Genomic DNA, 18,668 nt, shown 5'->3' with positions numbered 1-18,668 from the left:
AAGCTTCCGTCAAAAGATAAAGGTTCTGTGTGTCTAGGGATCACATTCCAACACACAGAACTCTGACGATAATACTCTTTTTCAGTGCTTGTCAATTCACAAGTTCTGGAGAAGAGTTTTTATTATGGTTAGAGTTACAAAAATTAAAAAGAATAAGGCAGTGGGTTGGAAAGAAGCGTTAAAGCAATTTCTATTCTGGAAGAAGGCAGAGGGAGTCAGTGATCAGACGCAAAAGGATTATGAGCAACATGTGAAGCTCTTCTTCAAGAGGTACAGCAACTCATTCGAGACAGTAGAATATCTGAAAAATAATCTGTTTGAATATCTTGGACAAGAAGGCATTAAGCCATGTACTTACAACAATAGACTAGTCTATCTGCGGACATTTCTGAATTGGTGTGTTGAGCAAGAGTTAATTGACTCTAATCCTGTGAAATCGCTTAAGAAGCGTAAGGACGAAGGGCGAGTTGTGAATATAGATCAGGAGGTACTGATAAAGTTATTGTCCCTTCCTAACAGGGATACTTTTGTGGGATTACGAGACTATGCGTTGATTCTTTTAACCTTAGACACAGGTATCAGACCTAAAGAAGCTTTATCGCTGATTATTCCAGACTTTAACGCTCATTCTCAAGAAATCTATATTACATCTGAGAAAGCAAAAACAAGAGTCTCCAGAACATTGCCAATTTCCATGCCAACTATCAAGGCTATCCAGCAACTGATCCATGTTAGAGCTGATTCTTGGAGTGTAGACGCTCCAATCTTCTGCACACTTGAGGGCAAAGCGCTGAATCGTCACACGTGGGGAGACAGAATGGAGCGCTATAGCAAGGAGCTTAGGGTGCATATACGTCCCTATGATCTAAGGCACACCTTCGCTCTGGAGTATATTAGGAATGGCACTAATGCACTTATATTACAGAAGACACTTGGTCATTCAGACCTCTCTATGACCAAACGTTACGTAGCACTGACCAACAATGATTTGAAAAAAGAGCATGGTTTAGCTAGTCCTATTCATAAGTTGTTGCCTGAAACTAAAAGATTAAAAAAATTGTGATTTAAAGAGATGGTTATTGTTTAAGCAATGAGAAGTAAATGAAATCTCTGATTGCTATCCTTCCAGTTAACTGAGTTATCTGGGGGTCATAATGACAGGCGAAGTTCATTCCTAATTTATTAGCAGAAGAAATAGTGAAAAAATCTCAAAATCATACTTCTAAAAAAGTTAATTCAGATATTGTGAATTAGCTTTTTTTTGTGTTTTTCGATTGATCACTAAACTCGGAAATTTCATATTATCGCACTATTTATTATGGTAAAATATTACTAGAGTATCTTTTGGATTAGGACGGTAGTTCTTAAATATGGTGCTGTGTATAAAGTGATCCCAGATAATCCTCTTAAATTAAAACACCGAGATAAGGTTGGTGTATTGATGGGCTTTAAGATTGATCATTTAAATAATCCTGTCAAAGCTAGAATTAAGTTTGATGAGACAGAAAGAATTGGATTTGTAGACCTTGTGGATTTATTGCATTTTAAAAATGATTAACAAATTAGATTAAATAGACTTGAAATTCATCTCTGCGATAGAAAAAAGTAGAATATGTAAAATTAAATTATCGCATTCTGAACTTTGAGGTGAATCGTGAGTGACTGATATTCTGTATTCTCTATCATTAGATGAGGAAGGAAACATGGTTCATGCTAAAGATGCAAATAAAAAGAGTAAGTTTTTCTGCTTAGATTGTGGAAATGAAATGATCTTACGTAAGAGTGAAAAGGCATTACGAAGACCCTACTTTTCACATAAGGCGTATGTCTCAAATTGTACAACTGAATCAGCCTTATATAAGGGATATAAGGAATTATTATATAAAAAGATTAATGATGCTTTAGTTAATAACAATGAAATTAATATGATTTGGAAATGTGAATATTGTTCTGGAACACATAATGCAAACCTGATCAAAAAAACAAAATACATTAAGAAAGAACAAAGCTTTGGAATTTGCAGACCTGACATATCGTTGCTTGATTCTATTGGAAAACTAATCATAGCAATAGAGATTGTAGTGACTCACGAACCAGAAGAACAAGTGCTGAAATATTACAAGGGAAATAATGTGGTACTTATCAAAATATATGTGACTGAGGAAACGGATTTTGATGATCTTCTTCTTGATTTTTTGACACCGAATTTTGTAGATGTCTGTATGAATCCAAAATGTAAAAAGTGTGGTGGATTAACAGTAAAGAAAAGCCTGTTTATTATAAATGGAAAATGTTGGAGATGTAAGAAGCCAATAAAGATTGCTCATGTTATGTCACGTTTTGAAAACTATAGCGTTGAGGATTTTTCAGATAAGGAAATTAAGCTCGCTTTTAGTTTGGGAGTTCTCGTAAAAAAACAGTACAGTCAAACGGTTAGTTATGCGTATAATGCTCATGTTTGTAATAACTCTAGCAGTTTCTTGGGGCAGCATTTCTTGTATACAGAATATCTTAAGCCTGCATTGCAGGGAAGATTGAAATATGTTAGTCGAGATATTGGTTATACATGTAAGAATTTGCATTGAAATTAAAATGTAGATGGTTGTAAAACAACAATTTTATAAGAATGAGGTGCATTACATGAGGAACTTTGACAACGAAATTCAAACGAAAGAAATAGAGGCTGCGGCTATCAAGGAAGAGATGGCTATTATTCAGCAAGAGTTTAAAACAGAACTAACTGTATTTTTTAGTGACCTCTTTAGAAAAAAATCTAAGGAATTAGTAATAACAAATCCAGATAAAGCAGTGGAACTAGGTGAAGATAAATTAAAAAAATTAAAAACAGATGTTGAGAATTTGATAACTAATGCTTCAGAGATAGTAGATAGACATTTTGAAAACGAGAATCTCTGGTGGCATATGAAAGAAAACAATACTACATATAAGCATTATAACGACCATAGACTTCCTGACTTTTTAGATAATCCTTTAAGATTTTCGTACGGTGAACTGGGAAAGATATTTGAAGATCATTCAGTCATTAAAATTCCTCTGGATCATGAAAAAACATCTTCGTACGAGAGTGGGTTTTCAAAACTGAGTGGTAAAGTGAAATATGCTTACGGTTTCGATGTCAGTAAGACAGTAATTGAAATTTATAAAAAATATTCTTCACTCCACGAAAAAGCTTTGGGTTTGAGAAAAGAAATAGAGAAGATAGGTTTAGAGAAGAAAAAGTCTCAGATCGGTGACATATGGGACTCACTGTGATTGTTGTGAAATAATACTTTCATTAGTAAATTCATAATTGGGAGTGAATAGTGTGGGCAGACATAAGATAAATGAAGAAGATCGGGTTCAAGGAATGATGATTAATTTAAAAGGATACATACTGGACAATATCAATAATGATCCAAACGCAATGAATGAAATTAACGCCTTTATTGAAAGCAAATGGGGCGAAAAAAATGTTGAAAAATACGATAAGCAAAGGAAAGAGAAGCGAATAGAATGGCTAAAGAGAAATTTGGAAGAAAGAAAGAATAGATTGTCTGAGTTGGAGACATATGGTATTACTTCTGATCTTTATAAAATGATGAGTCCAGCAGTTATTAAGAAGATTACTGAATTCGAAAATGAATTAGTATTAATTAATGAGGCTATTTGATACTCAGTAAAACAATTCTTGTATAAGGGATGATCTGATGAGAAAGTGGTTATCAAATCTTATTTACCCCAGAGTATTTGAAATGAATGAGTACCTTGAAAAATCGAATTCTAACTTGCAAAGACTTAGATCTGAAGCAGTATTGGAAGCTAACAAGAATGAAAAAAATAATTGATGCTGTAAAATGGATAGTCAAGGGAGATTATAGAATTCTTGCTATAGATTCAACAAAATTAACTAATCACTATCCCGAAGAAGTAATTCTCTATGGTTACAACGACGATGATATTCAAATCATGGTTACTAGTCCAAATAGAAACTATAAGTATTTGACAATCAACACAAATTTAAATTTATCAAACAAGACTATATTTATTGACGACATTGAATGTTCTGAAAATATTGTTAATAAAGGTTATGGGTCCTTGGTTATGGATTGTCTAATTAATATTGCCAAATTAAGAAAAATTGAAAGAATTCGCGGTAGACTCTCAAGCGTTGATAAAGATCATTTTGATCGTTTGCAACATTTTTATTCTAAGTTTGGTTTTAGTGTGAATATGGATACAGGGTTGATTGAATTGGTTTTAAAATGAATCTTTTACTGAATCTTGAGGAGAGATGATATGTGGGATAAGAAGCACGATGCAAATCTTATTGCTCGAAATGATATTCCTCTAGATATTGGTATTTATACATGGTACACCAAATCAAACGAGGAACTAGTTTACATAGGAAAGGCAACGGGCAAAGGTGGATTAAGAAAAAGAATTTGGTCACAGCTTTGAATCCAAAATATTTAGAATGTAGGACATCAAAGTTTACCAGTAAAGATTCTTTTCAAGTAAACAATCCAGTCCGTCATAATAATAAGATAGGGATTGATAAATCAGCCTTTAGAAAAAGTGTGGCTAGAGAATATTTTTTATTGGCTGGAAATGATTCAGTTCAGTATTTGAAAAACAATTATTTGATAGCATTCGAAAGCTATAAGAACTTAAGTCCAGCAGAAATTGCTACTTTAGAAAAAGAACTCATAATTAAAATGAAGCCTAAATTTAACATTACACACAAATGAAAATCGATGATGAAATTAGCCTTTCATGGTATTTAACAGGGGGAATGTTGAATGGTTAATGGTGGATTTCCTGATATCATTAGCGCAAGATGCGAATCTTGTAATCAAGTGATAATGCAACCTGGATATGAGATACATACATTTAGTTGTCCAGAATGTAATGGAAGGTTAAGTCTTCATATATCAGCAAAAAACGAGACGAGGGAACACACCGCTTTTGCCGTGTTATCCTCCGAACTTACAGCTTATGAGGATAAGACAGTTTTGCTTAATGATAGCTTTTTTCATCAAATAATTAAAGTAGATAAGCAAGGAGGGAAAATAAGGGTAGCACTAAAAAACCATGGAACAATTAAATGTGATCCTGAATCATTTTGGATTATTATTCGCGGTGGCTGGTGGAATAACTGGCAGGAGAACTGAAAAAAACAATCTTTCGTGAGGGGCTACTTTTATGAAAATTACAGCAATGGAAAGAACGGCAAAAACTAAATTATTCAAATTTGTAAAGGGTGATAACGCCGTGTTGATAATGGTAAGGCACGTATCAACAGTACCAGAAAATCAAGCGGGACATCTTGAACACAATGGAACAATATATAAACTCTGGGGAGAGCATGGCTCGTTTCTAAAATTAGTAAACAAATGTTTGGGAAGTAATTTTAGAGATGATCACGGAGATAGAAAGCACTTTTTAGATAATCTGTATAAAGAAAATTTTGATGTGATTATAAAATTGGATAGGAATTAAGATGAAATGTGAGTTTTAAGTGGAGAGGTGTTTAACTAAAGAGTGCGTTTAAAACTTAATAAGGGGATGAAGAAATGAAAAAGATTTTTAACGTTGTGTACTGTATAAATGGACGAGACAAGGAAGTACATTTTGACTATATTCCTGAAGTAATATCATCGGATGAGATTAAGTTAAATATTTATTTAAAGAAAGAAATTGCCAAACAAGAACATATTGAAGAAGACGAAATTTCTATTGTTAAGGCTACTTGCACATTCAAATTTATTTGATTGAGTGAATCAAATATGACTTTCACATACAAAGGAGCATCCATATTGGATCGAAAGTATAAAGCAGTTTTTTACAAATTGAAAGACAGCGCAAAGCAAGAATTAAAGGAAGTTAAGGAAGACGACGAGATAAATAATACGCAGGCAGTTCCACTAGAATTATATTTAAATTTAATGAAAAAGCATCGTAGACTCCTTAATGTAGCTGAAAATATGCAAATTGATTTGACTGAATTGAAGCTATCAAACAGGAAACTTAGCAAGATATATATGCAAAATTATAAGTTTGAAGAATTGATTGAACAAATGGCTAAAGCCTTTAGAAATGAAAAGTACAGTCGTGAAGAAATAGTTAAGGCGCTATTAAAGCGGTTGGGCGAAATTAGAGATTCAGAATGATCATTTACGTCTGGGTAATGAAAGTGGCATTTCATAAGAGCGGGAGGCACTGATATGGAACTGTCATTCGCAGAACGATTAAAACTGGCAAGGGAAAATCTTGAACTTACACAGCTAGATGTTATGAATCTTACTAAAAACAGAATTCACAATAAAACTTTGAGTGGATATGAATCTGGAAGAAATCAGCCTGACTTTGATACATTGAATTATCTTTGCGACATATACAATGTATCTGCTGATTGGATTCTTGGCAGGACAAAAATAAATAGAAATAACGACAAAGTAAAGGATCACGGAATCAGACAATCAGTCTTTGATGGTGAATATCCAGTAGTTGATTTAACCGATTTATTAAGTGGTTCAACGGCTCTTTCATATAATAGGCGTAAATTAACTAAGACAGATGAAAAAAGGTTATTGAGTGTGTTACGAGTTATAGTTGAGAATTATATAACAGCGGAACCCAACAATGATGGATCTCGAAAAGAGGAGGCGCACAATGTCTGATGAATATGGTAAGCGCCTAATGGAAGCTCGAAAGAAAAGTAAGTTAACTCAAGAGCAAGTTATGAAACGCATTAATGTAAACAATAAGACGATAAGCAATTATGAAAACGGGATCAGCCAACCAGACTTTGATACTTTACGCGCACTATGTAACTTGTATGAAGTATCTGCTGACTGGATATTGGATCTAAAAAATCCACGAAATGAAATTGCTGTACCTCAGAGGATTGACTTTAAAGACAACAACAATACTTTATTAAAATTTTATTTTGGTGATCGTGAGTTAACTGAGAGTGAATTAAGAAAGTTGTATGCGATTGTGCATATTTTGATTGAATAGTTAGATGTAGGATTTTTGATCAAACATACATTTCATATTTAGCGAGGCGAGTCTTTTGAAAAAAGATATGGATTTGATAATAAAAGTTTTAAAATATATCGAAGAAAATAATACAGCAACTAATAGTATTGTTGTTGAAATTGAAGGGTATGACACCGAAGAACAACGTGAAATGGTACAGTATCAAGTGAAACTCCTGAAGGATGCTGGTTATATTGAAGCCAAAGGAGGATACAATCCTTATGAGTTTATTGTAAGAAGCATGACGTGGGAAGGGCATGATTTTCTAGATGCTGCCAGAAACGAAGTTGTTTTTAACGAAGCTAAAGAAATTGCAAAGAAAAAGGGAATGGATTTTCTGAGTTTACCTTTTGAATTGACAAAAACTTTACTGGTAGAGATTGCTAAGAGAACTTTATTAGGATAACTATGATTGACGAGCTATAGGTAATAGAGTATCTTAGTATGAACACACAGAATCTCTTAAAATAAGTTTATATTTCATGATATGAGTCCTGTGTAGCTAGAAAAGACAATCACTGAAAAACCCAGTGTTATCAAGGCTTTGGCGGAACAGGCAGACGCACAGGACTTAAAATCCTGCGGTACGTGAGTACCGTACGGGTTCGCCCCCCTCCTCGGCATCACTAACAAATAAGGGTTTCAGCTCATTTGAGCTGGAGCCCTTGTTTGTTTTTAATCGGGTTTGCTGGCATTTTGCTAGCGCTGACTTCTTTACCGGATTTCCGTCAAACAAGCGGATGCCAACAATATGCAATGTTCCCTCTTCGTACTCGTTTCTTTCGGTTTCCGCAAAAGGACGTACAAAGATTTGAATTCATCAGATACAATGCAAGCGCATATTTATAAGGGTTACGAGGTTAGATACAGTCGGCTGTAAGCCTACTAGCCAGCGTATTATCAAGCACAAACTTGAGCGGAGTCGATAAGTCGTTTCAATTCAAACAACACTTCGGTTATGAAAGGTCTCATTGAATAAAAGGAGGCAGTTATGCAGGACTTTGCAATGTCTATGTTATGGTTATGGATTTGCTATTTTATAGTGACTATTATTGGTGTGTTACATACCGTATTTAATATTTATGTGTTAAAAATGAGTCCAATGGACGAAAAAGGTATGGGGGAGGGATATGAAAAAACAAAGCCTTGGCATCCTCTTTATAATATTGTTCTGTTTTCTATATTTGGTTGGCTATATATAGGGGGGTTATCTATACCCAACCTTGAAGAAGCACTTATTACGGGTGCAATATGGGCCGGAGTTTGCATTATAATTGATGTTTTTGGCTGGGTGATCATTAAGCACCCATGGAGTCTTTCATTCAAAGAATTCTATATTCATTATCAGCCATGGATTACACTTATATATTTGGTTATTTTTATGGGTCCTGTAATCGGATATTTGTTCGTTTAATTAGATTTCATATGGAGCATGAGGGGAGTGAAATCGGGCGGTCATTGATTTCGGTTTTGCATGCTACACTTGTTCGAGTCATTGAATGTTATACAATTTTCCAGACAGATGAGAAAGCTCTTAACTTTCTCATCTGTCTGTTTTTATTTTGCAGACCTAATCTCATCTTGCAAAGTTATAGTACTTCCAAGGGCGATGGCTTCATCGACCGCGAATGACAGTCTGATATCTGTTAAGGCATCCGCTAATGAGTATGCTGAAGTTCCCGTGTGCAGGAAGCGGGACATATTCAATAAGGCTTGTCCTATCCCAATCTCTTCATCAGAAAGGGGAGAGGGATGAAACGGGTTCTGAAATAGACTAAGCTGTCCTGCACGCAATTCATGCAAGGAGAGACTTTCTAGGCTACCTTCCTGTCCGCCTTGAATCCGTCTAATGTTCATATACTCGGTCTCTTCGGTTCCCAGGCGGCGGATAATCTCATTATCTCGAATTTCGCCATGTGATCCGCGGATGAGCACCCGGTTGGTACGGAGAGGTGAGAAATATTGGGAGCGAGTGAAGTCAAGTACAGCGCTTTTGCCGGATGGGAACACCATAATTGCGATATCCTGCTGCTCTGTCTTCAGGTCATCTTCGGCCTCCCTCCCCCTATAAGAGAAGTCCATGATTGGAACCTCTAGCCGGCGGGCTGTGATTTCACAGGCTGTGCCAGTGATTGAGAGCCATTTACGGATCAGGCTGATTCCATGATACCCATGCGCTACAGAGACTTGAACATGACCTACCTCGCCCAAATGTCCGGTTTGAATATAGGCGGTTCTTGCCTGATGGTGAGGCAGCAGCGGATATTGCTCGGCTACTTGAATTAGAGTGAAATCAATGGCGCTGGATCGAAGCAGTTCAAATTCAGCCGGTGTAGAGGCGGTGGGTGTTTCGGCCAACACAGGTATTTGCAGCGCTGCAAGCTCCAACAGCAGTGAGGCGGCAGCGCTCTTGGATACCGCCAGGACCACAAAATCACTCTCGGCCGCAAGACGTCCCATCGAGCTGTACACGGTCAGGTTCCATTTGTCGATCAGTTGCTGGTATTTAGCAGGGTTGCGAATTAGTACACCGCTTACTTGAAATTGCTGTGGAAGCAGGTGAGCCAGCTTCAGATACATTTCCGCCCGCCAGCCGCTTCCGATTATGCCAAAACGAATAGGTCTATTCATCTTTAAAGTACACCTCAAATGGTTGATTTGTATGTAATCATCTTTGTAAGCACAGGCATCAGTTTTCTTTTATTATTGTATATAAAAAAATGATAGAGTACATAGGATTATGTATAATATGAAACTATTACTTTTTGTTGTCTTTAGTTAAGCTATCTTATGCATTTACATACAAAGGAGCGATTATCCAATAGCCGGATGATCGCTCCTTTGTATAAGCTGGAACTAATCAAGACTACGGCTGTAAGCAAGAACATTTTCTTTTTTCATTAGTAAACTCCCTCTCTATTATAGTTCATCACTGGGACGAAGAAATAAGAGTTTGTTTTATGATTGTCCAATATAACCTGGGTACAGTGTTTTTTACTAAGTTCCATAGAAACGAGGAAATATGTTTGTCCTGCTGTTTATTTGCCCCTCTGTTTTTGGGTTATTTGTACGTAAAATACCGAAATGTACCTATCATGGTAATCCATATTCAATTATGATCTTCCCGAAAGAAAGCGCTATCAAAGTAATCTTGACCACATTTCAAGAGGGGGTAAGGATGATTTGAAGCGAATGGGAAAAAGGTTAGGTATGAGTCTGCTAGTATTCATTATTGCAGCAGCACAATTCGGGTTTACAGGTACGAAAGGGAATGTAGCACTAGCGGCGGAGAAGAGTATGGCTCAAAAGCCGTATATGGGCTGGAGCAGTTACAGTATGCAGGTGTATGACGGCGAAGGGAACTGGACATCGGCGGAGAGTGTCAAGAAGCAATCGGACGCGATGCATGAGAAGCTGCAAGCCCACGGGTATGAATATATTAATATTGATGCGGGCTGGAATGGCGATATGGATGAATACGGGAGACCTATTCCTAGTGAGATCCTTTATCCAAACGGATTTCAGGAGGTTATCGACTATGTCCATAATAATGGACAGAAGATCGGGATCTATCTGATCCCGGGAGTATCTATCGATGCGTATAACCGCAATCTTGAGGTGTATGGGACAGGCGGGGAATGTCGTATTCCGGATATTACGGCCAAGCCGCTTACCATTATGGATTATTGGAATTCCTACACTTATAAAATAGATTTCACGAATCCATGTGCCCAGAAGTATGTGGATTCCATTGCAGATATGCTTGGCGAGTGGGGGATCGATTTCGTTAAATTCGACAGCGTAACCCCTGGGTCTGGGATTGACAACTTGAGCCGGGATGCGCGCGGCGATGTAGCAGCATGGTCTAAGGCTTTGGATAGAAATAATATTTGGTTTGAGCTGTCCTGGGCACTCGACCATAATTACGTAGAATTCTGGAAAAAATATGCTAACGGCTGGCGAATTGATTGGGATGTTGAATCTTATGACGGCAGTGGGTTAACAGCATGGCCGAGTATTTCTCGTTTATTCCCTAAAGCAGCACTCTGGTGGCGGGATGCAGGCCCTGGCGGCTGGAACGATTTCGATTCCCTGAATGTAGGTAACGGCTCCATGGATGGTCTGACCAAGGATGAGCGGAAGACCGCGATGACGTTCTGGTCAATATCTTCCGTACCGCTTTATACAGGGAATGACATGACACGGCTGGACAGCTATGGACTAGAACTGCTTACCAATGATGAGGTAATTGCGGTAAATCAGGCTGGACGTCCTGGTCATCCGGTATCTATGGACACACAGCAGCAGGTTTGGTTTGCCAATAATGGAGATGGGACTTACAGCGTAGCTCTGTTCAATCTGGGTAGTCGGGCTGCGGAGGTTAAAGTCAAATGGAGTGATCTCGGCCTTGAGGGCCCGGCTTCGGTACGCGACTTATGGAGTCATTCCGAGCTGGGAACCTTTGAAAAAGAATTTAGCGGAGGTATCCTTGAACCCCATGCCTCCCGCATGCTTAAAGTAACAGCGCTAAGCGGCACATCGGCTGTTAATAACGATGATACAGGGATGCGATACAGCGGAGATTGGAAGCGGAATGGAGGCAAGGAGCTGCTAGAAGGGAAGCAGGATCTAAGCATTACGATTAAGGATTCTTCGGCTGCTGCTTCCAGTAATCCTCAAGAGGATGCTCTGAACTCCGTGGCTGACCCTGCTGCAAATGCAGCTTCGGCAAGCCGTACAACCGTTACCGATGTGGTTTATATTAATGATAATGACAGCGGGATTAAATACAACGGCACATGGCAGGTAAGCTCATCCCGAGAACATGCGGATTACAATAACGATGTGCATTATACCGAGAATAACGGCGATTCTTTTGAATACACCTTTACGGGAACGGGCATTGAGCTGCTGACAGAAAAGCATGAATCTCAAGGAGACATGATTGTTACATTGGACGATGGGGCTGCACAGACTGTAAATGCGTATACAAGTGGACCGAGAGAGGTACAACAATCCCTTTATAGTGTATCGGGACTTACTAATAGTCCTCACACGCTTAAGGTGAGCAAGGGCTCGGGAAATTATATGCTGCTCGATGCGCTGAAAGTGACAACAGAAAGTCCGGCGGGGGGTCAGAACAGTTCTATCACTCCGACATCCGCTGGTTTTGACAAAGCAACGGAACAACAGAAGGATGTCACAGTCACGCTTAATCTGCATGGCAATACCTGAGTGGTATTGAAAATAATGGAGTGGCACTCCATGAAGACGATTATACGGTGACTAATGATAAATTGACCATCAAGAAGGAATATCTTGCGCAGCAATCTGCTGGCTTGGCAAGTCTGAACATTATCTTTAGCGCCGGAGATCCACAGACACTAGCGATTCACATTAGCGATTCTACAGGCATCCGTTATGTGATGGTTAATAACGACGATCCGTCAATCAAATATAACGGTAATTGGTCCCGCAATAGTGGAAGAGGAATGGGCGACTATAATGATGATGTGCACTATGCGGAGCAGAACGGTGATTCTTTTGAATACACCTTTAGAGGAACAGGGATTCAGCTGTTCACAGAGGTAGACGAATCACAAGGGGATATGGATATCTATGTAGACGATCAATTCAAGGGGACGGTGAGCGCTTATCGAAACGGGCGATTGTCACAGCAGATTCTGTATAGTATCTCAGGCCTTACAGATGGACAGCACACACTCAAGGCTGTGAAAAAATCGGGCAGATTTATGCTGCTTGACATGCTTAAGGTAGAGATTCCAAATATGATTAATCCGATCGCAGCGAGCTTTGATAAATCACCATCTGCTCAGCAAGATATTGAGATTACACTTTTACAACAGCCGGATAGCTTCATAGGCATTACGAACAGATCACATCATCTGGTTCCTGGGACCGATTATACGGTAGCTGGTGACCGTGTTACACTGAACAAATCTTATCTCGCAGCACAACCAGTGGGAAAGCTGAACCTCAGCTTTGCTATTGGCGGCGATTATCTCAATGATGTGCATTCAACGACTGTGGACGGTGATTCCTTTGAATATACCTTCAAGGGCACTGGAATTCGCATGATCACACCTACGGGTCCAGATCAAGGGGATGTAGATATTTATGTGAACGGACAATGGATTCAGACCGTGAATGCTTATAGTCAGAATCGACTGACACAACAGGAGATTTACAGTATTTCTGGTTTGCCAAACGGCTTACACACGCTTAAAGCTGTGAAGAAATCAGGTAATCTCATGCTGACGGATCAGCTGAAATTCACAGTTCCAACCAGTGATGGTGGAACGAACCCTACAGAACCTCCAACACCAACGCCGACAGCAACACCGACACCGACACCGGCTGATGGAGGCGGTTCGTCTATTCCAGTTCAGCCTTCATCCACACCTACCCCTTCTCCGACGCTAACTCCGGCACCTGGAACGGATGGGAAGGATGATGCCGAGACAATGCGGCATTCGGCATATATCAACGGCTATCCGGGAGGATTTTTCAAACCCGATGCGCCTATTACCCGTGCTGAGATGGCAACTATCCTAGCGAAGGTTGCTGAGAAAGATGCCACTGGATCAGGGGGAATATTCAGTGATGTACCTTCCAGCTATTGGGGTGCAGATGCCATCGCCAAAGTAGCAAAGATGGGACTAATGAACGGTTACATCGATGGTACTTTTAAACCTAATCAACCCTTGACGCGTGCAGAAATGGCCAGTTTGGCGGCCATGCTGAGCCCGAATTCTACAACATCGGGCCGCGGCTTCTCTGACATCACAGGTCACTGGGCGCAGGTGGCGATAAAGAAAGCCCAAGAGATAGGCATAATGAACGGCTACAGTGACGGAACGTTCCGACCTAATTCCAAGCTTACCCGTGCGGAAGCCGTTACAGCTATCAACAGAGTTTTGGGCAGGGGCCCGTTAATTGGTATCACACAGCCAGGTTGGAACGATGTTCCAACCTCCCACTGGGCCTTCGGGGATATAGAGGAGGCTTCGACCGACCATGTCTCGAAGCCTAGTACACAAGGCGGAGAACAGTGGACGGAATAATTTGAATGAAGAATTAACAGAGGGGCCTTCTTTGGCCCCTTTTTTCTGAATTTTACGAGACAAAGAAAAAGAAGGGAAGATCAGCATGAATATTCTAATCACCGGAGCAAGTGGATTTATCGGAACGGCTTTGGTCAAGTATTTAGCGGATAAACATACAGTGATCTGTCTGTCTCGCCAAGCCCCGGAAGGGTCCTTTGTGTATGTTCAGGGTTCTTTTGATTCGGTGGAGGATTTGGGTGGACTGGACTCGTATGAGATACAGGCGGTTATTCATCTCGCTGCTGTTACTGGAGGCTCTACTGAAGAGCAAAGCCTTGCTGTTAATGTACTAGGAACAAGGAGGCTGTATCGATATTTATCTGCTTGACCGTGGTTGCCGAAAGTTCATCACAGCGAGCTCCATTGCCGTGGTGGGTGGACTCACCGAGGATTTTATTCCGCTTGAGCTGCCTATCCCAGATGATCATCCCTGTTTGGCAGCGGATGCTTATGGGCTGAGCAAGGGGATGGTCGAGGAGTTGACCCGGTATTTTCACCGCAGTCATAAAGATGCCGACTTTATTAATCTTCGCTTTGGAGCTGTAGCTTCCCCAGGCTGGACCCCTCCTGTTTTGGAACTCGGATCCAAACCGACGCTCCCGTTCATCAGACTGGGTCATGTTCATGCTGAGGATGTGGTGGAGGGAATTACTGCAGCACTGGAGTCTCCACTTAAGCCGGGGGTAAGAACCTTAAATCTGGTTGGGCCGGATTCTAGCAGCAACCTGCCGGTGGCAGATGTGCTTACCCCGTGGATAGGGGTTGGCTTCAATTTGAATTATTATCATTTTCCGGGTCAAGAATATAAGTCTTTGTATGCTATGGATCGTTTCAAGGAGGAATTCGGTTTTGTGCCTTCACGTTCTACCCGCCTTACAATGGATACAATTTAGAGGGGTTAACACACCGGAAAGAGAAAAAATCCGAGTGGTTAATAAGAGCTGTGATAACGGTGAATATCGCTGCTTTTTATCCAATTCTGAAAGTTTTAACATCTGCAAAATTGGGTTTGAACACTTGACTATTGAGTAAAATGTTTTAATCTATGGTAATGATAGCGCTATCGAAATGATATTAGGGGAGGGGTCACTACGCTTAAATATTCCAATATCTTTCGTAAATTCTTAATCTCCTACGTAGTCATTTTGGTTATTCCCAGCATCGGCGGATATATGTCCTATCTGACTTCGATTTCTGTGACAGAGTCTATCTCTATTGAGAACGGGGTCACCCAGCTCCAGAAAAGTCAGGAAATATTGGAGCGCCGCATGGCGGAAGTAGAAGGGTTTACCAGGCAATTGGCAGTCAACCAGGAGCTAAACGTTCTGATGAATGAAAGAGACAATGAGACGAACGTGTACGGCATTTGGAGAACAATGCGGAATGTCCTGACTTTCGGTCAGACGAATGATTTTTTGCAAAACTATTATATTTACCTCGCCAATTATAATCTTATTCTTACCCCAGGTTCTTCTTACCGTCCAGAGCATTACTACTCTAATTTCAACTATAAGGATCTTTCACTACAGGATTGGACCAAAGAAGTGCTTGAGAAAACCCACCGCAGTGAAATCAAGCCACTTAGTGACTATGTTAGCAGGGGCATGCAGACCTCCGTTATTACCTATATGCAATCACTCCCTCTGGATAGTTTCAACGATTCCTCACCAGCTGTCGCAGTAGTGATCATAGACGAGAAAGTCATTTCTAGTCTGTTATCCGGTCTAACTGAGCGATACGGAGGCTGGGTTCATATCAGTGATGCTAAAGGCAACACGATTGTCCTGCAGGGAAGTGATGAGCAGAAAATGGCCCATATGACCGCTGATTCGAATTTTGATAACAACAAGGTTAGTCAGTTCTATGCAGACGATTTAGTGATCACGACTCGTTCCGATTCGAACGGTTGGGTATATCAGACAGGGATTCCCCGGCCTATTTTGATGGAGAATGCTAACAAGATCAAGCGAATGTCTATTCAAATTACAGGAGGGACATTAATTATCGGCTTGATAGTCGGACTAATACTGGCTTACCGTAACAGTGCTCCAATCAACCATATGCTTAGCGTCATGAAGGAGCAGTTTGGCAAGGAAGAGGCATCTACCAAGAATGAATTTGACTTCTTAAGCGGAAATATCGCTAATATGATCACCAAGAACAAGCTGCTGGAAACCGAACTTAATCGTCAGCTTCCGTTGGTCAGGGATGCATTCCTGAAGCGGCTACTAGCAGGTGAATTCAAAACGCATGATGAGATTCTCACTGCCGCCGAGCAGGTGGGGATCAGCTTGCAACAGAACTCTGGGTATGTAGGAATTGTTCAGATTAACGGCTATGCCGGTATGGACAGCGTTGAGATTCTTAATGAGCTGAATGCTTCCCGGTTACTGCTGAAGCAGTCCCTATCGGATCTCGGAGTGGATGTCCTAATGACGGATATGGGCTCCGACAAAGTGGTAACTCTGTTTTTCTCCAAGGAAGAAGAGACCAATAAAGCGTATGAAGCGGAAAATATCACTCAAATTCTAGAGAATCTGGCACAGTATGTTTTTAACGAGTATCGGATTACTACTCAGGCGGGCTTCGGTGATCTTTTCACAGAGATAACAGAGGTTAGTCTTTCCTTTGACCAAGCCAAGCAAGCTCTGGAATATGCCGTCTACATGAATAAAAAAGGAATTGTATGGAGCAGCGAAGCCCAAAATGAGAATACGACCTACTATTATCCACTGGATACAGAGCAACGTCTGATCAGTACCATTCGAGCTGGAGAACTAGAAGAAGCTAAACGGATTGTCCGTGCGATCGTCGCCCAGAACATGGAACAGCGTGAATTATCCATGGAAATGAAGCAACAGCTTGTTGGTGAAATAAAAGGGACGTTTCTTAAGCTTCTGGATCAAAAGGCTTTTACAGAATACCCGGACATCGAGAGTGTGAAGCGGAGGGTCATAGACATTGGTTCATCAGAACGACTCGAAATGATTCAGACCGAATTTTTTGTCATTATGGAAGAGCTGTGCGGACTTATTGCAAATAAAAAGAAGGATATTCATATTCAGATTATTAAGCAGATCAAGGAATATACCGTAGAGAATTATTCGGATACAGAGCTGAGTCTGTACCGGGTAGCTGAACAGGTGGAACGGCCTGAGAAATACATTTCTCAATTGTTTAAAGAGGTTACCGGTGTTAATTTCTCTGATTATTTGATAAAAGTCAGAATGGATCAGGCTGTGATTTTGCTCAAAGATAGTCGGTATACGGTTGACGAGATTTCCTTGCGGGTCGGTTACAACAGTTCACACTCTTTCAGACGAGCATTTAAAAGGTTAATCGGCGTTTCACCGAGCGCTTATAGACAGTCTATTGATGAATAAAGAGTTGTTTGGTGAAAAATAAGTTTTAGAATGATCCACTAAAGAAGCAGCGGCGTACCAAGACTTTATAAATAAAGTCTTAGACTGCCGCTGTTGTCGTTCAACTAACGTTTCCCGTTAGCTTTGGGGATCGCCGACGGTCTATGCATCGCCAATCTCCAATCTCCGATATACGTGTCTACTTTACTTTATATTTAATAAGTTTGTCACCATTTTGCTCAATGTCCCTTGATCGACGAAAGGAGCAAGACTTGCCAGCAGATCTGGGCTAAGATGTTCAACTTCGACTCCACCAATCAACTTCTCGAGATTCTCCCTGTCCAGAAAAGGTGCGAGGCCTATAATCTGGTCCGCATCGATAGTACTGTCGGCAACCCGGTCTACCAAGCGGCTTAATGTTTCTCTGCTAATAAAGGGTGCTAGTCCTTGAACGGAATGCCAGCTCAAGCTGCCCTCTTCTGCTTGTTGTACCAACCGATCTATATGTTCTCTTTTAAGAAATGGGGCAATCCCAACAAGATTGTGCACTTCTAAAGAACCGTCAATCGATTTATCTACCAGTCGGCTTAATGTGTCGCTGCTGACGAACGGAGCGAGTCCAGTAATAGTATTCCACACAATTTCGCCTTCCTCTGCCTGACGAACCAGTTCATCCAATGTATCTGTTCCAAGGAACGGAGCCAGCCGCATGATCACGTCTAACTTAAGGACGCTGCTGTCTAATCGTTCTGTAACTTTATGCAAAGCGCTTGCTTTTACAAACGGCGCTACTTCTACAAGCTCCTCCACCTCCGCCTCTCCGGTATTGACCATCTCTGCAACCTGTTCCGGCCTGTTCTCTGCGATCTCCTCAACGATCGTTCCTAGGTGCGGGTGCTCCCGATTTTCTGTATTGTCTCCTGCATTTAAAATGTCGTCTACCGTTTTGCCGAATAACCTCGCAAACTTCGGAAGCGTTCCGATATCCGGTAGTGAGTCGCCCCGTTCCCATTTCGATACCGCTTGATGACTTACATTCAGTTGATCGGCAAGTTCCAATTGGGTCAAATCCTGGTCTTTGCGAAGCTTCGAAATATAAGCTCCAATTTTACGCAAGTCGAGCATTGTATACCTCCAA

22 protein-coding genes are annotated in these 18,668 nt (G+C 40.5%); 20 read left to right on the top strand and 2 right to left on the bottom strand.

Translation table 11 applies throughout. The features are described from left to right. Positions 1-124: 124 nt before the first annotated feature. From ACN6MV_RS23310 to ACN6MV_RS23240, 15 genes are all read left to right on the top strand, one after another. Positions 125-1,063, top strand: a complete 939-nt coding sequence (locus tag ACN6MV_RS23310) for a tyrosine-type recombinase/integrase (RefSeq protein ID WP_419884990.1) — start codon at positions 125-127, stop codon at positions 1,061-1,063. A gap of 324 nt (positions 1,064-1,387) precedes the next feature. Then, positions 1,388-1,558: a hypothetical protein gene (locus ACN6MV_RS23305; RefSeq protein WP_419884989.1), complete on the top strand. Its 171-nt coding sequence runs from the start codon at positions 1,388-1,390 to the stop codon at positions 1,556-1,558. Between the two features lie 100 nt (positions 1,559-1,658). Then, on the top strand, positions 1,659-2,585 hold the full coding sequence (locus ACN6MV_RS23300) for a hypothetical protein (protein ID WP_419884988.1): 927 nt from the start codon (positions 1,659-1,661) through the stop codon (positions 2,583-2,585). A gap of 55 nt (positions 2,586-2,640) precedes the next feature. Beyond that, positions 2,641-3,273 carry a hypothetical protein gene (locus ACN6MV_RS23295; protein ID WP_419884987.1) on the top strand — a complete coding sequence of 211 codons (633 nt, stop codon included), beginning with the start codon at positions 2,641-2,643 and terminating at the stop codon, positions 3,271-3,273. Between the two features lie 52 nt (positions 3,274-3,325). Continuing rightward, a complete protein-coding gene (locus tag ACN6MV_RS23290) occupies positions 3,326-3,670 on the top strand; it encodes a hypothetical protein (RefSeq protein WP_419884986.1) in 345 nt (114 codons plus the stop codon). 158 nt (positions 3,671-3,828) lie between these two features. Further along, a complete protein-coding gene (locus ACN6MV_RS23285; protein ID WP_419884985.1) occupies positions 3,829-4,266 on the top strand; it encodes a GNAT family N-acetyltransferase in 438 nt (145 codons plus the stop codon). 101 nt (positions 4,267-4,367) lie between these two features. Continuing rightward, on the top strand, positions 4,368-4,748 hold the full coding sequence (locus ACN6MV_RS23280; protein WP_419884984.1) for a hypothetical protein: 381 nt from the start codon (positions 4,368-4,370) through the stop codon (positions 4,746-4,748). A 51-nt stretch (positions 4,749-4,799) separates the two neighbouring features. Further along, positions 4,800-5,171 carry a hypothetical protein gene (locus ACN6MV_RS23275; protein WP_419884983.1) on the top strand — a complete coding sequence of 124 codons (372 nt, stop codon included), beginning with the start codon at positions 4,800-4,802 and terminating at the stop codon, positions 5,169-5,171. Between the two features lie 31 nt (positions 5,172-5,202). Further along, a complete protein-coding gene (locus tag ACN6MV_RS23270) occupies positions 5,203-5,499 on the top strand; it encodes a hypothetical protein (RefSeq protein ID WP_419884982.1) in 297 nt (98 codons plus the stop codon). Between the two features lie 74 nt (positions 5,500-5,573). Continuing rightward, a complete protein-coding gene (locus tag ACN6MV_RS23265; protein ID WP_419884981.1) occupies positions 5,574-5,771 on the top strand; it encodes a hypothetical protein in 198 nt (65 codons plus the stop codon). Positions 5,772-5,816: 45 nt separating this feature from the next. Continuing rightward, positions 5,817-6,170, top strand: coding sequence for a hypothetical protein (locus ACN6MV_RS23260; protein ID WP_419884980.1), 354 nt, complete (start codon positions 5,817-5,819; stop codon positions 6,168-6,170). A gap of 54 nt (positions 6,171-6,224) precedes the next feature. Next, a complete protein-coding gene (locus ACN6MV_RS23255; protein WP_419884979.1) occupies positions 6,225-6,680 on the top strand; it encodes a helix-turn-helix domain-containing protein in 456 nt (151 codons plus the stop codon). Continuing rightward, positions 6,673-7,020, top strand: a complete 348-nt coding sequence (locus ACN6MV_RS23250; protein WP_419884978.1) for a helix-turn-helix domain-containing protein — start codon at positions 6,673-6,675, stop codon at positions 7,018-7,020. Before ACN6MV_RS23255 ends, ACN6MV_RS23250 begins: the two co-directional genes overlap by 8 nt. A 55-nt stretch (positions 7,021-7,075) precedes the next feature. After that, positions 7,076-7,447, top strand: coding sequence for a DUF2513 domain-containing protein (locus ACN6MV_RS23245; protein ID WP_419884977.1), 372 nt, complete (start codon positions 7,076-7,078; stop codon positions 7,445-7,447). Between the two features lie 585 nt (positions 7,448-8,032). Continuing rightward, positions 8,033-8,455 carry a hypothetical protein gene (locus ACN6MV_RS23240; RefSeq protein ID WP_419884976.1) on the top strand — a complete coding sequence of 141 codons (423 nt, stop codon included), beginning with the start codon at positions 8,033-8,035 and terminating at the stop codon, positions 8,453-8,455. 143 nt (positions 8,456-8,598) lie between these two features. Here the strand turns inward: ACN6MV_RS23240 and ACN6MV_RS23235 are convergent, their stop codons facing one another. After that, positions 8,599-9,672 (bottom strand): Gfo/Idh/MocA family oxidoreductase, encoded by a 1,074-nt coding sequence (locus ACN6MV_RS23235; protein WP_419884975.1) that lies wholly within the window; start codon positions 9,670-9,672, stop codon positions 8,599-8,601. A 561-nt stretch (positions 9,673-10,233) separates the two neighbouring features. Between ACN6MV_RS23235 and ACN6MV_RS23230 the strand changes: the two genes are divergently transcribed. The 5 genes from ACN6MV_RS23230 to ACN6MV_RS23210 all read left to right on the top strand — a co-directional run bounded on the left by ACN6MV_RS23230 (position 10,234) and on the right by ACN6MV_RS23210 (position 17,551). After that, the gene (locus ACN6MV_RS23230; protein WP_419886800.1) at positions 10,234-12,276 is read left to right on the top strand and encodes a glycoside hydrolase family 27 protein; all 2,043 of its coding nucleotides are present in this window, start codon (positions 10,234-10,236) and stop codon (positions 12,274-12,276) included. Between the two features lie 47 nt (positions 12,277-12,323). Then, positions 12,324-14,126 carry an S-layer homology domain-containing protein gene (locus ACN6MV_RS23225; RefSeq protein ID WP_419884974.1) on the top strand — a complete coding sequence of 601 codons (1,803 nt, stop codon included), beginning with the start codon at positions 12,324-12,326 and terminating at the stop codon, positions 14,124-14,126. Between the two features lie 85 nt (positions 14,127-14,211). Then, positions 14,212-14,496, top strand: coding sequence for an NAD-dependent epimerase/dehydratase family protein (locus ACN6MV_RS23220; protein ID WP_419884973.1), 285 nt, complete (start codon positions 14,212-14,214; stop codon positions 14,494-14,496). 40 nt (positions 14,497-14,536) lie between these two features. Next, complete coding sequence (locus ACN6MV_RS23215; RefSeq protein WP_419884972.1) at positions 14,537-15,061, top strand: NAD-dependent epimerase/dehydratase family protein; 525 nt, start codon at positions 14,537-14,539, stop codon at positions 15,059-15,061. Positions 15,062-15,340: 279 nt separating this feature from the next. Beyond that, on the top strand, positions 15,341-17,551 hold the full coding sequence (locus tag ACN6MV_RS23210; protein ID WP_419884971.1) for a helix-turn-helix domain-containing protein: 2,211 nt from the start codon (positions 15,341-15,343) through the stop codon (positions 17,549-17,551). Between the two features lie 183 nt (positions 17,552-17,734). On the opposite strand, the gene ACN6MV_RS23205 is transcribed toward ACN6MV_RS23210, so the two are convergent. Further along, the gene (locus ACN6MV_RS23205) at positions 17,735-18,655 is read right to left on the bottom strand and encodes a helix-turn-helix transcriptional regulator (protein ID WP_419884970.1); all 921 of its coding nucleotides are present in this window, start codon (positions 18,653-18,655) and stop codon (positions 17,735-17,737) included. Positions 18,656-18,668 lie beyond the last annotated feature (13 nt).

The organism is Paenibacillus sp. B-A-8, assembly GCF_048572915.1.
Classification (GTDB): domain Bacteria; phylum Bacillota; class Bacilli; order Paenibacillales; family Paenibacillaceae; genus Paenibacillus_AQ.
This window is presented reverse-complemented; position numbering and strand designations above follow the sequence as displayed.